12 protein-coding genes are annotated in these 17,374 nt (G+C 35.0%); all 12 read right to left on the bottom strand.

The features are described from left to right. Positions 1-19 precede the first annotated feature (19 nt). On the bottom strand, positions 20-2,539 hold the full coding sequence (locus tag BN3107_RS12775) for a glycosyl hydrolase (protein ID WP_082631302.1): 2,520 nt from the start codon (positions 2,537-2,539) through the stop codon (positions 20-22). 22 nt (positions 2,540-2,561) lie between these two features. After that, positions 2,562-3,965: a helix-turn-helix transcriptional regulator gene (locus BN3107_RS20110; protein ID WP_231735314.1), complete on the bottom strand. Its 1,404-nt coding sequence runs from the start codon at positions 3,963-3,965 to the stop codon at positions 2,562-2,564. A 29-nt stretch (positions 3,966-3,994) separates the two neighbouring features. Further along, positions 3,995-4,894 carry a cache domain-containing protein gene (locus BN3107_RS20115; RefSeq protein ID WP_231735316.1) on the bottom strand — a complete coding sequence of 300 codons (900 nt, stop codon included), beginning with the start codon at positions 4,892-4,894 and terminating at the stop codon, positions 3,995-3,997. A 78-nt stretch (positions 4,895-4,972) separates the two neighbouring features. After that, the gene (locus BN3107_RS12785) at positions 4,973-5,848 is read right to left on the bottom strand and encodes a carbohydrate ABC transporter permease (RefSeq protein WP_058308041.1); all 876 of its coding nucleotides are present in this window, start codon (positions 5,846-5,848) and stop codon (positions 4,973-4,975) included. 28 nt (positions 5,849-5,876) lie between these two features. Continuing rightward, positions 5,877-6,770 (bottom strand): ABC transporter permease, encoded by an 894-nt coding sequence (locus BN3107_RS12790; protein ID WP_269433285.1) that lies wholly within the window; start codon positions 6,768-6,770, stop codon positions 5,877-5,879. Positions 6,771-6,929: 159 nt separating this feature from the next. Next, positions 6,930-8,480 (bottom strand): extracellular solute-binding protein, encoded by a 1,551-nt coding sequence (locus BN3107_RS12795; RefSeq protein WP_077065121.1) that lies wholly within the window; start codon positions 8,478-8,480, stop codon positions 6,930-6,932. 230 nt (positions 8,481-8,710) lie between these two features. Next, complete coding sequence (locus BN3107_RS12800) at positions 8,711-11,278, bottom strand: exo-rhamnogalacturonan lyase family protein (protein WP_058308042.1); 2,568 nt, start codon at positions 11,276-11,278, stop codon at positions 8,711-8,713. Positions 11,279-11,500: 222 nt separating this feature from the next. Continuing rightward, on the bottom strand, positions 11,501-12,736 hold the full coding sequence (locus BN3107_RS12805) for an ATP-binding protein (protein ID WP_058308043.1): 1,236 nt from the start codon (positions 12,734-12,736) through the stop codon (positions 11,501-11,503). A gap of 109 nt (positions 12,737-12,845) precedes the next feature. Next, entirely contained in the window at positions 12,846-13,736 is an 891-nt protein-coding gene (locus BN3107_RS12810; RefSeq protein WP_058308044.1) for a diacylglycerol/lipid kinase family protein, read from the bottom strand. Between the two features lie 18 nt (positions 13,737-13,754). Further along, complete coding sequence (locus BN3107_RS12815) at positions 13,755-14,972, bottom strand: EAL domain-containing protein (RefSeq protein ID WP_058308045.1); 1,218 nt, start codon at positions 14,970-14,972, stop codon at positions 13,755-13,757. A gap of 99 nt (positions 14,973-15,071) precedes the next feature. Continuing rightward, complete coding sequence (gene glnA / locus BN3107_RS12820) at positions 15,072-16,442, bottom strand: type I glutamate--ammonia ligase (RefSeq protein WP_058308046.1); 1,371 nt, start codon at positions 16,440-16,442, stop codon at positions 15,072-15,074. A 697-nt stretch (positions 16,443-17,139) separates the two neighbouring features. Continuing rightward, a complete protein-coding gene (locus tag BN3107_RS12825; protein ID WP_058308047.1) occupies positions 17,140-17,367 on the bottom strand; it encodes a YdbC family protein in 228 nt (75 codons plus the stop codon). Positions 17,368-17,374: the final 7 nt, after the last annotated feature.

Consider the following 17,374-nt stretch of genomic DNA (forward strand, 5'->3'; position numbering starts at 1 on the left):
GATCACCAACCTATTCCGCTCAAGTAATTTCTAAAGATATAGGGCCTATTAATCCTGATGGGAGTTTCAATTGATCCATACGATTGGCACTATTATTAGTTACTTTCACTAATAAAGAATTCAAACCAGTTTTTAAATTTGCAAGAGGAATCGACAGCTGATATGGTGCCCAAAATAGTACATCTATTAATTGGTCATTTAGCCAAACTTCAGCTATTTCATATACTTCACCTAAATTCAACTGTACTTTCGAAACATTTTCTACGTCAAAATTGAATTCAAATGGGTACACGACCGTTCCCGAAAAATCTTGAAAGGAAGCTAATTCGCTCCAATTCTTTAATTGGTTTTCATTCCATTTCCATTCTTGATATTCCTTTTTTATTGCAACATTTGAATCCCATTTTAGTGGTATAGATGTTGATACCATGGATGAATCGTCAAATGAAGAAGTTCTATTTTTGTTCGGATCCACCACAATCATCAAGGAAGACCTTCTCTCTAACTTTATTAAAATTTCACTATCAGAATCATTATAAAAGACGGGCTCTTGTTTTCTCCCAGACCATGGATCCCAGAGCTCTATACCGCCTTTCATTGTTAATTGAACTCTATCATGAAAGGTAGATTCGCCTTCGTTAACTAGTAAGCAAAAAAGGTATCTCTCTTTTTTAACAACACTTAGACGAATATCTTTATGAGGTGTTGTTAATCGTATCGCCTGATCCGTTTTCACCTGTTCAACAATCTCCTTAGGCGTCGTAATCTTCACTGCCTCAGGAAAAATATCATTGCTTTGTCCAACTATAAAAAGTTGCCCACCTTGTTTCACCCAACTATTTAATTGTTCTTTGACGATTGGGTGCAACTCATCTACATCCAATTGATTCAGTATTGCAATCTGATATTGGTAGTTTGCAATTGTTAGATATTGATCAACCGATACTAAATCATCTATAAAGGCCCTCTCATGAAGATAGTTAAATTCAATTTGATTCTCGAAAAGTTCCTTTGCAACGTCCCATGGTAGATGATCATCTTTTGTGATGATTGCTATTTTTGCTTGATTGACACTATCTGTCATTAGCCAACTTAATCGTTTCATATAAGTACTAAAATAGTTATAATATGGCCACCATGTATTGTTAGGTCCTACATCTGGTGGTCGTTCGTGACTTCTTTCTTTACCGTTAATCGAATAGTAAAAGGCATGCGGACAAAATAAATTAACACCTCTAACCGCTAACCAATCGATATACCACTTCATATCACCTGCTGATAGATTCCAATTATTATCGATACCACACACACCGAGAAATTCATTGATGTTTCTTCGCCTTTGATAATGTCTAGCAGCGTCTGCACCACACTTCCCTGCAGTTGAATGTACACCTTCTATTCCTTTGTTATCCTCTGGAGCTACCCAACGCCAGACAACGTCTTGACCAGGAATATGAAAGGGTCTTAATAATCCAATATCGTCACTTCCAGCAGGATGTCCTGTTAATGACAGGTTATTTTGCTCACACCATTCACTAATGGGATTGTAATAACTTTCTAGCAAACGTTTATGTATCGCCTTTTGATATCCTTTTCTAATTTGTTCTGTAGAAGGACCTGCGTCATAAAATAACGCCAGCAAATCCTCGATGTGAAAACCTTCAGCCAGGAAATCATTCTCAAATCCTTTTGTCCATGGTAGTAAGTCTGCTTTAGCATTTCTACCTAACATATCTGGTTCATCTGTAAACATTGCAAAAATTGTGGTTCCAAAATAGTTACCGACAACTTCTTTATAGCGATTATGTGTAATATCAATAAAAGTTTGAACCGCTTCTGGATTTAATAAATCTGCAGAGCGAGGTGCATTTATTTCCCCATCATCTTGACCTGCATGAATCCCCCTAATCGTTCCCATCGTCTCCGTTTCTATCAAGGCAATAATTGACCAGTCCTCTTTAGTCCGAGTACCACTTTGAAAGAAATCTTCAATTATAGATTCTTCAACAGTTATGGTTACTGCACTTTCATCAACATTTCGTCGAATGATACCAATATTTAAGGGATATAGAGTGGTTACATTATTCAAAACAATTTCATCTTTTACTTCAGGTGCTAAATAAAGAGAGACTATACGCTCATGTTTATCTAACTTAATGTGTTGATCTCCTTGAACAATCTTTTTTTTGAGTGATTTTAAACCTTTACTTGCATATTCGGGGTATTGTTCCACGACTTTTCCATTGGCTGCCCCTGATGGGTACATAGCTTCATCATACAAAATTACATGCATTTTTAGCTTATCTGCTTCTGCTACAGCAAATCGAACATACTCCATAAAAGTATCTGATAAATATTCGGTTTCTTTTGGAATACCGATTCTCGGATGTAACACAAAGCCTTCTACACCTTTTTGATAAAAATCATGCATTTGCCTTTTTATTTCTTCTTTTGATAATTGATCATTCCAAAACCAAAATGGCATTGGTGAATATTCTGAATCAGGTGCTAGAAATTGTTGATACAATTGTTGATTCAAGCTAATTCCCCCTTAACGATCTCTAAGAACTGTTTGATTTCATTTTTCTAAATTGGCTTGGTGGCACGCCTATCTGTTTCTTGAAAATACGGTTAAAATAACTATGGCGATAACCAACACTTTCCGCGATGTCATTAATTTTCAAGGTGGTATTCAGCAGTAATTCTTTCGCTTGATCGATACGTACGGTGGTGAGATAATCAATAAAATTAATCGCTAACACTTTTTTAAAAGCTTTACTTAACGTGTAAGCAGTTGTGCCTACTTGATCTGCACAGCTTTCCAAAGAAATATCTTCCATATAATGTTCTTGAATATACTGGACCACCTCTTCTACGAGCTGTTTCATTTCCAAATTCATATTACTTTCAATATATTGAATAAATGGTGCAATCACTTGATCAACCATCCATCTGATAATCCATTCAAGATCCCTAATTTGGGATAACTCTTCATACATATTACGACCATGATATAAAACCGTTGGGTCCATCCCGGCGTGAAGTATTTCATGTTGAATGGTGCTATATAACTGCATGACACTTGTTTGAACGTTTACTTCTTTTCCACCGTGTTCAATCAAGTAATGAAAGAACTGGCGAATAAACGCCTCTGCTTCATTTATTCTTCCTCTTCTGACACACTGAATAATCTCTTTTTCAATTTCGAAAGGATAATATATTTGCTGTTCTGTTCGAATATCTGTTAAATCATTGAGGTGTATGATTTGATTTTGATTTTCAAATTCACGGTATCGTTTCCCTCTTCCAATTTCTTCAAAGAGATAATTGATCTGTTTTACTTGATCTGTTTTAGAACTAATGGTAATCGTTACTTTTAACTCTAATACTTGATTGATCGCCTTGGTTATTTTTTCGGCTAACGTATGTAAAGAGGAATGCAAATTATTTTTATCGTTTGGCACAATTAAAAATATTCCAGCCGAAAGATCATAATAATTCAAAACTGTGTATTGTTGGAATAACTCTTTTGTTAAATCTTCTGCGATATTTGCCATCGCAAATGTGATTAAACTATCATCCTCTTCTTTCATCCTAGTAGCTTGATACCTGCCAGTTAACTGTATATCTAATAGGATAAATGTATGTTCCTGCACAATCCATCCATAGTTTTCCATTCTCTTTTTTAAAGAAGCTTCATTATAATCATATAAATAACCTTTGGTAAGCTGTACTAGAAAGTTTTGTCTAAGTTGTGGTATTTGCTGAGATAATCGCTTCTCCAAATGTTCACGTTCATTCGATAAGGCTGAAAAACGCTCTTGAATTTCTTCAAACTCATCTGTCCTAGCATTACTGGTTCGTTTATTTTCATAGGTTAGTGTAGAAACTAATTGTTTCACCGGTCGATACAAACGATTAGAAGCAAACCAAGTCATTAAAAAAGCTAGAAACAATAAAGACAAACTGGCAACTAATATCACTTTGGATATCGTTACAATTGGTGATGTAATAGCAGATATCGGAGCCGCTGATACATACGTCCATTTGATCCGATACGATCAAATTGACCGTAAGATACAGAATATGTTTTATCCTGCCAATCCATCTGAAACGTATTACGGCTTGTCGTAGCTGATTCTAATGAAAGATGAATATTGTCTAATAATCCATCCGTTTCATGATTGGAGGTGGACAGAAGTATTTTATTATTTTCATTTAATAATAACGTCACACCATCACTATATGGTGTTAATGTTTCTAATATACTTGCTAAGTTCATTTTATCGATGGTCACGATAATCGCTCCGAATGGATCATTCACAATTCCTGGTATTTGATGTGTAATACTTATTTCATTCTGGTATTGTTCTAAATTCGCGAATTGTTCCGGTTGTTGCCAGGTCACGTTTTTATCTAACGCCAATAAACTTTGAAAACCATTTTGGATATTTTTATCTTCAATTTCATTTAAATATGGTGACATTAATACTGGATTATTGCGGTCAATAAACAAACCAACATCTTTTATTAATGGATGACTTCCTTGAAGCACCAATAGCTTTTGCTTTAAATCTCTTGTTTCTTGAAATTCTTTTACAAAGTCCATATTCATTAATTGCGAATTAAAACTTGGTTCGAATGCCCAATACGTTAATGATTCTTCTAAATAATTAAACTGTTCATCTAAATTCTCTGCACGAGCCGTAATTTCATCTGCATGCACTTTTTGAAGTTCCTTTTCAGTTGAATGCAACCCAAAAATATAGATACCAATACCGGATATAATTCCAGGGATCGATGTAATGAAAAGAATAAGCAAAAAACTTTTGCGGAAATACATACTGTTCCAGCGATTACTCATCCAATTCTTACTTATTTGTAAATATTCCATGATGTATCACCTCTCAGTACACCTATAATACCACAACATTGGAAGCGTTATCACTGTCAGTAATTGCTAGCGTGTTGTCTAACCCTTCACAGATCCCAACAAAATACCTTTTGCAAAGTGTTTTTGTAAAAATGGATAAAATATTAGGATTGGAATTGTTGCTACTACCACGACAGCCATTTTTAGCGACTCTTCTGGAGGGTCTTGTAACATTACATCCATTTCTCCAAAATCAACGTTCGCTACCATCATTAATTGTTGCAATAGTAATTGAACTGGCCATTTCGCATTATCACTAATATAGAGTAATGCATTAAAGAAATCATTCCAGTAAAAAACGGCATAAAACAATGTAAAAGTTGCGATAACTGGTTTAGATAATGGGATTACAATTCGCCAAAACACTCCCATGTCTGAACAGCCATCAATTCTCGCTGCTTCTTCTAATTCTGTCGGTAAATTTTGAAAAAAGCTTTTCACAATAATTAGATAAAATGGATTTATCGCCACTGGTAATATCAATGCCCATAACGAATCTAGTAAACCAAGACTCCTTACTACCATATAAGTGGGTATCATTCCGCCATTAAATACCATGGTAAATACCACTAAGTTTAAAATCAGGTTTCTTCCTAACAAATGGTGTCTTGATAATGGATAGGCCATCGTCATTGTTAGTAATAAACTTACTATTGTCCCTCCTACAGTTACCAGAACTGATACACCAATACTTCGAATAAATGTATTCGTTGAAAAGATATATTCATATGCTGCTAATGTAATTGTTTCTGGGACAAGAAAAAATGGTCTTGCAGCAATTTCTGCCTCTGTTGCAAAAGATGCAGCTATTACATATACAAATGGAATAAATGTTGATAGCCCTAATAATAATAAGAAAATATGGTTAAATACATCAAAAACACGGCCCATTGGTGTATTGTGCATTTTGTGCATAGAATCTCCCCCTCACAAAGTTTTTCTGTTAAAATAGACCTGTTTGCCCCATTTTCTTCGCTAAATAATCAGCACCATAAATGAGTATAATACCGACAACGGCTTTAAACAGACCAACTGCTGTACTATAACTAAACATCCCTTGGGTAATCCCAACAAAATATACATATGTATCAAATACATCTGCCACACTTCTATTTAAAGAGTTTGTCATTAAAAAGATTTGTTGGAAACCTTGATCCAAGAAATTACCTAGTCGTAAAATTAATAAAATCACAATTGTACTGCGAAGTGCAGGCAATGTTACATGCCACATTCTTCTGAACCGGCCAGCTCCATCCATAATCGCTGCTTCATATTGTTCAGCACTAACACTTGCTAACGCAGCTAAAAAAATTACCGTGCCCCAGCCTGTTTCTTTCCATATTACTTGAGCAATAATCATTGGACGAAAATAATCGGGATTCGATAAGAAATTAATTTTCTCTCCAGTAAAAAACTCTACTGCAGCATTTATGGCACCACCACTTGTTGTTAAAAAAATATAAGTAATACTAGCAATGATTACCCATGACATAAAATGAGGTACATAGACTAAAGTTTGAATCGTTCGTTTAAAAAATTGCTTTCGTAATTCATTAAGCATTAGCGCTACTATAATTGGTGCAGGAAAAAAGAAAACCAAATCATATAAAGCTAAGATTAATGTGTTTCGAAGTAACCTGAAAAAGTCCGGATTTTGGAAAAAATTAAGAAAATGTTCTGCTCCTACCCACTCACTTCCCCAAAAACCTCGAAATGGAGAATAGTCTTGGAAAGCTATTAACACACCCCACATTGGTAAGTATTTGAATAAAATAAAATATAGAGCACCTGGAATTAATAAAAAGTAAAGCCATTTATCACGTAAGAGTTGCTGCATCTTCGTTAATTGTGTAGTAGAGACAACTGTATCATTTTTTGCCTTTTTTGATTTCATGCTCATCTGTGCCAATGTTTTCCCCCCTTAGATAGTAGGATATCTGTTACCATCAGTAACAGATATCCTATTATGTCTAGCGCTTTCTCTTGTCAAATTGATTTACTGAGCTTCTTGATATAGTTGATTGATTTCTTCGATGTACTCTTCTCCACCAGAGTTCATCCATAATTGTTCTGCTTCTTCTAAACCAGCCTCATCGATCTGTCCGACAATGTATTGTACTCTCGCATCTAGTATAATGTTGTCTAACTGTTGACCTTGACGACTGTATATTTCTGAAACAAGAGGTTCTGCAGGATTACCAACAACAATTTCTTCATTTTCTGCTTGTACATCTTGTTCTTGTTGAGTTAATTCATCTACCGGTTCCGTTAAATAACGATCTTCAGGTACAAACATTAGTAATTGATTTAAATCTTCATATTCATAAATCAACGCTTGATCTGTAGTTGGTTGGTATTCGCCATCTACCATTTCGTAATGAGTACCTTCCACGCCATTATAGCCAAGTGTTTGACCTTCTTCAGAGTTTAAATCATCCATAAATTGCAGGACTCTGTGTAAGTCTTCTTCCGTTTCTACTGCTTGCTTAGATATTGCGTACATCATATTGTAACCAGACGTAGGTAGGTGGTGTAATCCGTTTGGTCCTTCAACAGCACCAAACACATCTACAGAACCTTCTAGAGATGGATCAGCATCTACCATTTTATCTCGATTACGACTTGCTGCATCTGCTACATCCACAACTGTACCTGCTTCACCATTAACAAATGCATCATGCCATTTAGCAGGGTCCATCACCGCAAAATCTTCATTCACTAACCCGTCATCATACATACGTTTGAAATAATCAAGTGCTTCTTTATATGCTGGGTCTTGGAAATATGGATACAATGTGCCATCCTCATTTTCCCCCCATTTATTTGGAACACCAAACCATGTTTGCATGATATCCCATGGACCAGGATATTCAGAGACGATTGTGCCAAATGTATCGTCTTGACCGTTACCATCTGGATCATCATGTGTAAAGGCATACATTACATCATAAAATTCTTCTGTAGTTGTCGGCATTTCCATACCTAAATTGTCTAACCAATCCTGTCTGATTGTTACAGCCATACGTCCTAATGGTCTTGCACGATACAATCCGTATATTTTTCCATCAATGGAAATGTTGTTTTTAACGATATCATTCATTTGACTTAAATTTTCATATTCATCTAAGTAATCTGTTAAATCCCAAAATGCACCATCATTTACCGCATTAATAAAACTGGATGTTTTATTCGTTAGGATCATAGATGGTAAATCACCTGATGCTAATGTAATATTAAATCGTTCATCATAATTACTACTAGGAACATATGTGATGTCTAATTCTGTGTTGGTAAAGTCCTCAATTGCTTGCCAAGCTGGACTTTCTGGTGTTGGTGGTTCCGGTGTATATGCGTTCGTCATAATGGAAATTTCATAAGGTTCTGAATCTCCACTAGCTTCACCACCATCACTCGATTCTTCTTCTGACGAATCATTTCCGTTATCTTCAGATGAGCTACTTGAATCACTGTCATCGCTACAAGCTGCTAACATAACACTTAATAATAATGTAAATAATAACAATAGAAGACTTTTACTTTTTATCAATTCTAATTCCTCCCCTTATTCATTCCATAATGTTTCTTTCCTTACAAACTTCTTAGATCCGTTTTGCACACCTCCATTTTTTTCTCGTTACGTTTCATTTGATTTGTAACGGCCTACACACAATATAAAACGCTTACATTTTTCCGACAATATTCATTTTTTGTAATGTGATTGTAAAACGTTACAAAGCTTTATATATAGGGATTTAATGTAGGATTTTAACACTTTTTTTATTGTTTATCACTTTCTTGCATGTCCTGGTTTGGCAAGTAATCCCTGATTAATTTCAAACACATCATTACATTTAAACACCATTGCGAGATACCATTGGTTGAGATATTTTCACTTTCTGAAATTGTTTTCCAGCTATTCAGTTGTTGAATATTCAAGTCAAGTAGAGGATCCTTCAATAGAATCTCCCATACTTTCGCAGCTAATGAATCGTTCTGATAATACCATGCTGCATAAGCTGTCAAACCTGTAGCAAACATCGGCCAGGCAAACATTGATTTTTGTAGCTTTCCATTTGTACGTTCTTTCATCTCATTATCTGTTAAATGATAAAATGAACCAAAGTCTGCAACCATTTTTCTCCACTCCTCATCGTTTAACAGTGTGTCTAATTCCAGCCATACCTGAGGAGCACCAAATGCAATTACCATATGATAATCACCAAGTGTACCATCATCCATATGAATTAATTTATGGTTTTCTTTTTGATAATAAAAAACTGGTCCAGATAATAATTGATATGGTGCTTGTTGTACATCTTTTACTGTATTTTGAATATACGTTTGATAGTTAGATAAGTGATTTTTCTCCCATTGATAAATCCAATTCGATAAGAATGCGGCCCAATCAGGTCCCACTCGTATCGGTGTTAATTCTCCTTTCTTATCATAAAATTCACGCATAGGTGGTAATTCATCGATCTTCTGATCAATATCTTTCACTGCGTCAATAACTTCTTCCACACGTTCATCACCGGTTAAGTAAAAGTAATATTTGTGAAGGCTTGCCATACTTATTCTTGCCTCTTTACAACCACATCCCCAATGATTGACATTGTGACGGGAGCCAAATCCTTGATATTCTCCAAAATGATATTGATCAACTTCACTTGTATGCCTCGTCATCGCTTCTGCCATTGTAAATAGTTTCTCGGAAGGTTTTCGCATAAAACTGAACCATAGCCATAGATTAGGTACGAGTTCTGTATTTTGCCAGGCATATCCACCTACATCATAGAACCATTGATGTCTTACCGGATCATAACTATGCATAATATCTCCATAGTCCCAGAAACCATACCAGTTCCGTTGTTCAATTTCCTTTAGATAGAAATTGATAGCGTCATCGAGAGCCTTTTCTAATTTTATCTCAACTGGATGCTCCAATTTAGGTGCACTAAAAGCCCCACATGCTTGTGTTTTTTCATAATATATCGGATCACAATGTAATAATGGATAGTTCTGATGCATTTGTAGGTAAAAGTCTAACTCTTCATTAGAAGGCTGCTGAGAAAAAAGACTGATAGCACCTTCACTCGTATTTGCAATTCCTGTTGCAGTTGCTCGTAATTCATCAAATCCCTCGTAGGCACTTTCTACATGTGTTTGATCTGTATAATGTTCCAGATTCATTGCATTTGATTGATTCGACCAAAACCACACAATACAGTCATTCTTATCTTTTGATAGATTCTTTACATCGATGGAAGACGGATGCTTTTGCCAAAAATCCTTTAAGGTTAAAAGTATCCCACCATTTTCTCCGCCCACATACATTCCACCACGTGCTCGAGAACCGACCATTGTTCGGATATATTTACCAGTACGTCCAGTACTTTTTAGAACCTCGTAGTGATGTTCGTTTGTTTGCATCAAGCGAAAATGATTCCAAATAGCATTTTTATTAGCTTGATTGATTATTTGATAATTTTCTTGATTTTCCCTCACCAACTCACCATTGATTTGTGATTGATAAGTTGGACTATTCCGGTGTTTTCTTGATAATAAAAGTTGAGTGGCTTCATTATACCAACCCATTTCAGTTGCTACTCTTATCTGCTTATTGTATGGCTTCCCGGTTAACGCATTGGAAAACTTTGTGCCAATCCCTTTAATACGCAGTTTCTCAGTTATATTATCATCAATATGAAAAGTATGTACATATCGAATAAATCGTTGTTCATGATAGAAATATACTCTTAACATAAATGGTACGATCTTCTTTCCATCCACTTGATGAATTCCAGATAACTTGATCATTGATTTCAATTGACCATCTTCTTCTAAAGAGACATTAGTAATTCTACTATATCCAACTATATGTCGTGTCCAAACTTCGCCATTTATTTGATTTTGTTCTTCTAATGCTAAAATCAACGTCCCTTTTTCGATCAGTTTCTTTTGATCTATGGAAACGTCTTGAATCCAATCTTCTCCATCTTTTGGAATAAAACAAGTTAATCTGCCGGACCTCACTTGCCACCCATTGCTTATTTCCTTAATAAAAGTAGATCTTTTTAAATGTGATGGACTTTTCTGTATAGTCAAGCTTAGATTTTTCAATGACTGATAGGGTATATTCGCACTGTGCTTTGTCCATTTTACAGAACCATCTGGCCAATATGCCAAATTTTTTGATTGAAGTTGGTAATGTTTCTTATTATCATTCGCGAGTCTCACTTCACTGCTATTCTTTAATTCTCCTTTCTTCCAAGGTACTCCCCAAGTAATCGGAACGGTTTCATTCACATCTGACAATGTGTCACAAAAAAGTGGATACAATTTCATCTAACTCATCCTTTCGTATTTCTCTAACATCTTAATAAGCTTCTCACTTCAAAAAGATGGTTAGTAACAACTATAGATATTATAAAATTTCCTTCAACCATACTTTTTTGCAAAATTAAAAAACCCCTAAAAATTAGATTTTACACTAACTTTCAGAGGAAAGTATCTACTCTAGGACTCTTTTTTACACCAAAAATGATTTGTACAGTTTAATATATTTTACTAGTGTTCATTCTGATTAAACTCTAAAATGACTGTTGTCCCTTGTTCATCACTTTTTAAATAAAGTTGTTGACAATAGGAGGTCATCAAATGAAAACCTTGTCCTAAAGTCGCGGCGGTGGAATATCCCTTCACTAAGGTTGCCTGTGGTAATTCCTTTAGTTGAATCCCTTTTCCATGATCCTCTACGATAACAAATACCCTGGAGTCATGAAGTAATATCTTTACAATACCTTTACCAACATGTTTTAATGCATTGGTAATTGCTTCTTGTACGGTAAGTAAAATACGATAATGATTCTTCATATTCAAATCTGTTGATTTTAAGATATTTTGAATCATTTCGCGTACTTCTTTTAATTGTTGAGAGGAGGTCACTTCAAACTCACCTTTTTTCTCACAATTTTTAATGATTTCATCGATTTCTTGAAACTTAATTAAATGTAATTTACCTTTGGTGAGAGCGTGGATAACCTCACGATAACTCTGCCATTGCTCTTCCATTAGTTGTTGTTCTTTTCTAACTAACTCTGTTACATCCATTGAAACAAATCCGCCAGATTGATACCCTAATGGGATCGAATGAATATCTACATAGCGATTTTGATCCTTATCTATTAATGTATCGCGTTTAGGAGCATTGTCTTTTAACGCTTCTTCCATCATCCGTACCATATCTTTTTCCTTTAATATGGGGTCTTTCTCACCACTTAGCTGACGAATGCGTCCTTTCTCATATTTAAAAGTAGAACTCAACTGAAGTTGGTCTAATAATTCTGATTTTAATAAGTCAATTTTTAACTTATCACGGATTTCATCTTTTATGCCGTCATCTAAATCTTCAGTGAGTTGATCCACTAAATTTCGTTTATCTGAAAACAGATATTCATACTCATCTCTTGATAAGCGCTGGTCATCAGAAGTTTTACGAGACACTTTCGTTATATCAAAAGCAATAAAGTTAGTATCCTTAATTTCTTTTCGAAATACCGGGGAGACTTCTGCATGGATTTCGCCGTTCACATCCACTGAATATGCCGAACGAGGTCCTTCTGTTTTTACTAACATTCCTACACGACTGATTACATAAAGAGATCCTTTATATTGTTCCTCTTCTTTCGTATGTAACGTGATTTCAATAGGTGGGTCGACTTTTTTTCTCAGAGAACCACCGTCAATTAATTGTTTGCAATTATCACATTGTGGATTGGAAGGACATGAACCGCAGATCCCCATGATACAACACTCCTTGCTATGCATTTTTAAATGCAATTTAGTAAATCAAGAAAAAAATAACTTATAATAAGCATTATATACCCTTTTCCATTCAAAGGAAACACAAAAATTAGTTATTTTTTCCTATGATAGTTAAATGTTTTTCTAATACAGACAAGTGTAGTGGTGTTGAAAAGCCTTCATCTCCGTCAACATTAGCAACTTTATTAGGTTTGCTGTCAATGGTTAAGTTTTTCGTCTTCCAATATTCAATTTGAGGTTGATCTTTTAACTGACCATTCACTAAATTTTTGAGCATGGAGATACTTTCTAAATTAGATATCTCTTTAAAAGCAAAAACATGTAGATAACCGTCATCTACGTCTGCTTCGCTTATAGCATTTTTTAATCCACCAAAAGTATCTGTTAGTGCGATAAGTACTAACATCACTTCTAATTTTGTATTGGTGTCATTCATTTCTAGGCTTACTGAAAATAAATCTTTTTCTGTGAATTTTTTCAGACCTTCTATTAAATAGGCTAAAGAACCTAGTTTTGATTTTTGTTCCGCTGTTACTTGATAGGTAGCTTCTGCAATTGCACCTATATTAACAAGATTCATAAAATAGCTATCATTTACTTTTCCTACATCTACTTGTTTTTTAGATGGATCTTTTATTACTTCGATTGCTTGTTGAGGTTTCAAAGGAAGCTCAAGTGCCTTAGCGAAATTATTCACGGTTCCAAGTGGAATAATATGCAAGAAAGGGCGCAATTCTTTTTCAGCAATACCGTTAATCACCTCATTAATGGTACCATCGCCACCCATTATCGAAATTAAATCGAAATGTCTGTCACTTGCTTCTATTGCAAATTTCAATGCATCCCCTTCTTTTGACGTTTCCTTAATTGTTACTTGATAGTCTTGCTCTGTTAAGATGTCGAATACATCTTGTTTAAATTGGATGCTTTTTTCTGTTCCAGAACTTGGGTTGATAATGATCATTGCGCGTTGCTCCACAACTTGCTCCTCCTCTTTTTACCACAATAAGTCTTGATGTTCATCTAAATACATCGGTGATATATCCATAAATAAATAAAGCGAATCATCTAACGGATAAGAAAATGTTCTAATTCTTTCACTTGTCTCAATATCGTTATATAGATCAGATAATATACCTGTTCGTTCTTCTTTCATTCGGATGACATTTTCGATAAAATAAGGTCGCCAACTCCAATTTTTCCCTTTCACAGTATTATCCCATACCCATTCATTATTGATATGGATGAAGTTGACCGTCTTTTGAAATCCATCTTCATCTGTTACATAAATTCTGAAAAAGATGTGTTCCATTTCTTTTGCTAGAATATCGATTAATTCATCTAAACTTCTATTCTTTTTTATTTGCTTCCATTTCTCTTGAACCTGATGATCTAAACTAGTAGCTAATTGAAATTTAGTGGTTAGTTTTTGTCTTTCTACTTTTATAAATTGTTGAATATCCTTGCGGAAGCGGTCCTTAAGTACATCAATCTCTACAAACTGATTAGAAGTAGGAAATAAAAAGTCACCTTGATAATAACGACCATGATTTCTCCATGCATAATGAAAATGATAGTTAGAAGAAATTCCATCAAATAATAATTCTGCACCTAATTTTCGGGCGAGTAAGGATAGAGAATAGATGATACTATGATAATTAGTTGACATTGATTCATTTTGGAGTGCCTGCAAATTTACTTTTAGTATATCTGGTTCCATTAAACTAATCTGGTCTAGGTTACTGGCACCTGTTCCCAAATCATCAATAGCAACTTTGACACCTAATGTTTTTAAATATTTTAATGTATGTGTAAAAAGTTCTATGTCACTTCGAAATTGACGTTCCGTAATCTCAATCACGATCTTTGATAAATCTAGTCCTTCTTCTTGGTAACTTAAGAGATGATTTAAGAACTGGTCTTCTTTATCTGTTTCTAAGTAATTAGCATGTACATTTAGGTATAGAGGAACTTGTATACTTTCTTGTAGATATTTTTTCAAAGCCAGATCTTGTATTCTTTGATCCATTTCCATCTTAAAGTCGTCAGGAACGGAAGAATCATGAAAAAAAGAACCAAGACTTATTAATTGTTTATCCATTTCTAGCTTACCTAAAACCTCATATCCTACTATTTCATGACTATCCGCACTAAATATCGCTTGAAAATAGGGTTTTATTTTATCCACGTGCATCATAACATCTAATGGATCCATCATCATACTCCTCTCCGTTATTTTAATTGTAACTGTCAAAAGATGTTTAATCAAAAAAATAGTCTGAATTCTATTGGAATTCAGACTATCTATTCTTGATTAGAATTTTGCTTGATAGCGATCTAATTCCCATTCCGTTACGGCAATACGATAACTATCCCACTCATCTTGTTTTAATGAGAGATATTCATTTAAAGCATAGTCTCCAAGTACTTTTTTACCAATCTCACCTGAAGCTAAAGCTTGAATCGACTCACCTAAAGTTGTTGGTAGATTATCGATTCCCCGCTCTTCTCTTTCTTGATCACTCATACTAAAAATATCATCTAATGTTTCTTCAGGAGCTTTAAGAGATTTTTCTACTCCATCTATACCAGCAGCAGCAATACTTGCAAATGCATAGTAAGGATTAGCGGATGGATCTGGACAACGAATTTCAACTCGTGTACCAACTCCACGGGTGGCTGGAATACGGACTAACGCTGAACGGTTGGAAGCAGACCATGCAATATAACAAGGTGCCTCATACCCTGGAACTAAACGTTTATACGAGTTTACTAATGGGTTCGTAAATGCTGCAAATGATGATACATGGTTTAAAAGACCAGCGATAAACGAATAAGCTGTATCAGATAACTCGCGTGAATCTGATTCATCATAAAAAGCATTTTTTCCAGCTTTTTCGTCAAATAAAGACATATTGACATGCATACCATTACCATTTTCACCAAATACTGGTTTTGGCATAAACGTTGCTCTCAAACCAAATTGCTGTGCCACGGTTTTTACAACCCATTTAAATGTTGTTGCATTATCTGCTGTCGTTAATGCATCATCAAACTTAAAGTTAATTTCATGTTGACCTTGAGCTACTTCGTGGTGAGAAGCTTCGATTGTAAAACCCATTTTTTTCAAAGTTTTGTAGATTTCCAAACGAACTCTTTCACCTAAATCATATGGAGAGGGTTCAAAATATCCTCCCTGATCATGTACTTGTTGTGTTGGTTGTCCTTTATCATCTGCTTCAAACAAGAAAAATTCTAACTCTGGTCCGACATTGATCGAATATCCTTTTTCTTTTGCTTCAGCTACAGTGTTTTTTAAAATATTTCGTGGATCTCCTTCAAAAAGACTACCATCTGGATTTGTTACACTGCATAAAAAGCGCGCTTCTGAATAGTCTTCTTCTTCTGTCCATGGTAAAACTGCAAATGAATTTAAATCTGGTAATAAATATAAGTCCGATTTATTGATTGGCGTAAAGCCGGTAATTGATGATCCATCAAACATTGTTTTTCCATCAACTACATCATCTAATTGTTCTGCTGTTACAGATACCTGCTTTAATGTCCCTTCAATATCTACAAATTGCAAATGTAGTAGTTCTACATGTTTTGTTTTGATTTCCTCTCTAATTGTTTCTAGTTGTGAAACAGTGTCCACTGTTTTTTCTGCTGTTATAGTTGTCATCTTCGATTTCCCCTTTTCCATGTCACTATTATTAACATCTCTTGTTACTAACTATCCTACAATTTTTCACTACAAATCGTCATTTCTTTTGTTAGATAATCTGACAAACTTTTTTATGAAATTTCATTTTCAAAAAAGGGTATCACTCTGACAAGTTTCAGGTCAATTTACGAAGATGAACAGTATACGGATACTGTGCAACAAATACTGTAGTAATTTTGACATGTTGTGTTTGCTTAGCAACCGCTACGGCTTGTCCGCTTCCCTTTCCACGGGTTTTTCTCCTCAGCTAACTTTGGTAAGCAAAAACCGCATACCAAAGTGGATCTTCGGATAAAAACATCCCGTAGGAGTGGAAGCGAACGCCTGCGCTTATTAGAATTCTACAACGCTAGTAGGAGCTAGCATTATGGTATTTCTCTCATGTAAAAATTCTTTGATTAGAGTAAGATTCTAAAATGCTAGCTGTTGCAACAATTGTAAAATATTTTTATAGCGCAGGCCGTCCACTTTCACTCCTGTGGTAACTTTTTACCTGAAGATCCACTTTTTCAAGCGAACTTTGCTTGAAAAAGTTAGCTGAAGGTAAAAAACCACGGAAAGAGAAGTGGACAGCCGGAGCGGGTGTCTAGTAAATCAGTCATTTCAAAATTACTACTTTGGCTAGTAGTTACTCATCAGTTACTGCGCAGCATTCCTATTGTGCAATACAAAATGCGGAGATAAATTGTTTAAGTTGCTGCCATTCTTCGGTTGTTAAGGTCACGCCTTTTCCCATTTTTTCATGATCTGGTGACCAGTCACGGATGTCATACTTTGGTTCACGTTCATTCCAACTTATTAGATTCACTTCTTTTTTCCAGCCTGAAGAGGATTCAGATAGAACTGCTACATGTTCGATTATTTCAAATTTTATTCCTGCCACGTGAAAC

This window comes from Gracilibacillus massiliensis (genome assembly GCF_001458115.1).
GTDB lineage: Bacteria > Bacillota > Bacilli > Bacillales > Amphibacillaceae > Gracilibacillus > Gracilibacillus massiliensis.

Excerpts from the sequence above, each read along its gene's own strand:
- BN3107_RS20115 (WP_231735316.1), bottom strand. The coding sequence starts at position 4,894 with ATGGAATATTTACAAATAAGTAAGAATTGGATGAGTAATCGCTGGAAC.
- BN3107_RS12785 (WP_058308041.1), bottom strand. The coding sequence starts at position 5,848 with ATGCACAAAATGCACAATACACCAATGGGCCGTGTTTTTGATGTATTT.
- BN3107_RS12790 (WP_269433285.1), bottom strand. The coding sequence starts at position 6,770 with ATGCAGCAACTCTTACGTGATAAATGGCTTTACTTTTTATTAATTCCA.
- BN3107_RS12800 (WP_058308042.1), bottom strand. The coding sequence starts at position 11,278 with ATGAAATTGTATCCACTTTTTTGTGACACATTGTCAGATGTGAATGAA.
- BN3107_RS12805 (WP_058308043.1), bottom strand. The coding sequence starts at position 12,736 with ATGGGGATCTGCGGTTCATGTCCTTCCAATCCACAATGTGATAATTGC.
- BN3107_RS12815 (WP_058308045.1), bottom strand. The coding sequence starts at position 14,972 with ATGGATCCATTAGATGTTATGATGCACGTGGATAAAATAAAACCCTAT.
- glnA (WP_058308046.1), bottom strand. The coding sequence starts at position 16,442 with ATGACAACTATAACAGCAGAAAAAACAGTGGACACTGTTTCACAACTA.